The sequence below is a fragment of the uncultured Enterococcus sp. genome, assembly GCF_913775425.1.
In the GTDB taxonomy this organism is placed as follows: Bacteria; Bacillota; Bacilli; order Lactobacillales; family Enterococcaceae; genus Enterococcus_G.
In genome coordinates this window covers 1-2893 of record NZ_CAJYIS010000061.1, presented here as the reverse complement: position 1 = coordinate 2893, position 2893 = coordinate 1, and the positions used below count along the sequence as shown (strand labels likewise).

3 protein-coding genes are annotated in these 2893 nt (G+C 38.7%); all 3 read right to left on the bottom strand.

From position 1 onward, the window contains the following. Positions 1–252: 252 nt before the first annotated feature. Positions 253–1233, bottom strand: a complete 981-nt coding sequence (locus QZ413_RS06735; protein WP_297077784.1) for an aldo/keto reductase — start codon at positions 1231–1233, stop codon at positions 253–255. Positions 1234–1262: 29 nt separating this feature from the next. Beyond that, complete coding sequence (locus QZ413_RS06730) at positions 1263–2003, bottom strand: carboxymuconolactone decarboxylase family protein (protein ID WP_297077782.1); 741 nt, start codon at positions 2001–2003, stop codon at positions 1263–1265. Positions 2004–2113: 110 nt separating this feature from the next. After that, the coding region (locus QZ413_RS06725; protein WP_297077780.1) for a LysR family transcriptional regulator at positions 2114–2893 on the bottom strand (780 nt) is incomplete at its 5' end.

The following is a 2893-nucleotide window of genomic DNA, read 5'->3' as shown; positions in this document are numbered from 1 at the left end:
GACAATTAAATATCGCATCGATTCGTTTAGATACTGCACTGACGAATCTTCCAGCTCGTCGTCTATACGAAAAAAGTGGATTTCACTATATCGGACAGACAGATTTACCTAAATTTGATCAAACAGGTAGCGATGAATGCGTATTTTATGAATATTTAATTAGATAAAAACAAGTGGGTACATGAATGTATCCACTTGTTTTCGTTGCTCAAAAAAAACGATTGCGATGCTAGATAATATAACCTAATATTCCTATAATGCTCCTACTACATGATGTGGTTGATACGGTTCTTCTAGATAGATCACGTCTTCTGGTGACAAGACCAAATCTAAGGCTGGTAATGCATCCGTTAAATGACGTTCCTTCGTCGCACCGATGATAGGAGACACTACTGTTTCTTTTTGTAATAGCCAAGCCAATGCGATCTGTGCACGAGTTACCTGATATTTTTCAGCTAATTGTGCCACACGCTCCACAATAATTTTATCTTGTTCTTGTGTGGTATCATATTTTTGACGGGCTGTGTGATCCGTTAAAAACCGTTTTGTTGTCGCTTCCCAATCACGTGTTAGACGACCTGATGCTAATGGACTATACGGTGTAACAGCGATCCCTTGATCCTGACACAAAGGTAACATCTCGCGCTCTTCTTCACGATAGAGTAGATTCAAATGATCTTGCATCGAAATAAATTTCGTCCATCCATGTTTTTCAGCGACTGCCTGTGCTTTAGCGAATTGCCATGCGTACATCGCTGACGCTCCGATATAACGAACTTTCCCTGATTTGACAAGATCGTGTAGGGCGTCCATGGTCTCTTCGATTGGTGTATTGTAATCCCAGCGATGAATAATATAGAGATCCACATAGTCCATGTTTAAGCGTGTTAAACTTTGATCCAGTTGATAAAATAACGCTTTTCTTGATAATCCCCCGCTATTTGGTCGATCTTTCATTTTCATATAGGCTTTTGTTGCCACCACGATTTCATCGCGATTTGCAAAATCATTTAACGCGCGCCCTACGATTTCTTCACTAGAACCATAAGAATAAATATTTGCCGTATCAAAAAAGTTGATTCCTAAATCCAAGGCTTTTTTGATCACAACTCGACTTTCTTCTTCGCCTAATGTCCATTCGTGAAATCCACTGGTAGGATCTCCAAATCCCATTGTGCCTAAACATAAACGGGATACCTCTAAACCTGAATTGCCAAATTTTACATAATCCATTTAAATCGCTCCTTTATTTTTTTAACTATCTAAATATCTAAACAACTTAACCCATTTAATACGCGCGGATACCCAATATATGGGATGAGATTGGCTAAAATGTGAATCAAGTCCTCTTTTGTTTGACCTAGACGGAAATTGGCTTGCACGTGCGCACGTACTTGACTTTCACATCCCCCTTGAGCCACCAAGAAACATAAGGTAATCACTTCTCTTTGTTCAAGTGTTAATCCTGTTCGGGTATAAAAGTCACCAAAACAGTGTTCGACTAGCCATTTATTGATCAGTTGCGTTTCTTTTGCACCTTGAGTAGCAAAGTTACGCATACTCTCACCAAAAATATCCACTTGTGCCTGACTTCCTTTTTCAAAACGAGTCTTCATCGTAGTGGTTGACTGTCCTTCTAGCGGTAGTGATTCTCCATGTTCTTGAATGATTTGATTCAACACTTTGAAGAAAGGCAATACACGTCCCATCCCTAAATATGCAGAAGCTTGATACACTAATTCTTTTATTTCAATTGTGGTCACACCAAATTGAAAAGCGGCTTTCACCATGACTTGAAATTCTTCGATTCCTTGGCAACCAATTAAACTAGCTAAAATCGCTAAAAAACGCGTATGATCCTCAACATCTGTTGTTTGGATAACCTCGTCAAAAGCAAAATTATCAAAACGTTCGACAAATTCCGAATCTGTCGTCAAAAAATTAGAAATATAATTTGGAAACATTTTTTCATGATACTGTTGTGCATATGGTGTAATACCCATTTACGATCACCCTTTCTTGACTTAAGTGTAGTCCATCTATACGTAGGCAATCAATTCTAGTTTCGAATCATTTGGATAAGTGAAACTTATGCAAAAAAACAAGACGAAGCTTACTTACTCGCTTCGTCTTGTTTCGTATATTGTGTAGAAATAATAGACAACATGATCGTGGCAAAAGGATCTACATAGGGATTTTGATTTTTCTTAGCCCAAAATGCACAATAATTGCGTAAAATAGGCTGTTGATTTTTCGTCAACTGAACACGTGTAATCCCTAAATCGGCTGTCCGTTGATCATCGAAGGTTTCAATCGGTAAACACCCACGATTTCCAGTAACAATCAAACGCGCTTCTTCTAAATTTTCAGCAAAGATAAATGGATTCTCAAAGCCTAGTGTATCTCGATAAAAGGCTGCTTCGTGTTGTTGTTGCCCTTGTGACGTGATTAAAATACACGGAAGATGATGAATATCATCCATCTCTAAACAGCTTTCTTGACTCAGTGGATTACGTTGAGCCAATTCCAGTTGGATCGGTAATTTAGCCAGCTCAAAATTCACGTATTCCTCTGAGAACATCCGTCGTTGATCACTTAACGCTAAATCGATCGTTTGATGCAGTAAATGCTGATACAACTCTTCGTGCGTCCCTTTCAAAAGATGGATCGTCACTTCAGGATAGCTTTCAGAAAAATCAGCAATCACTTGATGTAACAGTATACCGTTATAAGTGGGTAAATAGCCAATCGTCAGTTGCGGTCCACTATTTTGTCCAATTTCTTTCGTCCGCTGTGTGACTTCTTTTAATTGCGACAGGACTTGCTTGCTTTCCCGATAAAAATACTCTCCAGCTAACGTTAAACTGAATCTCCGGTGTTCTCGTTTTAATAA

Excerpts from the sequence above, each read along its gene's own strand:
- QZ413_RS06730 (WP_297077782.1), bottom strand. The coding sequence starts at position 2,003 with ATGGGTATTACACCATATGCACAACAGTATCATGAAAAAATGTTTCCA.
- QZ413_RS06735 (WP_297077784.1), bottom strand. The coding sequence starts at position 1,233 with ATGGATTATGTAAAATTTGGCAATTCAGGTTTAGAGGTATCCCGTTTA.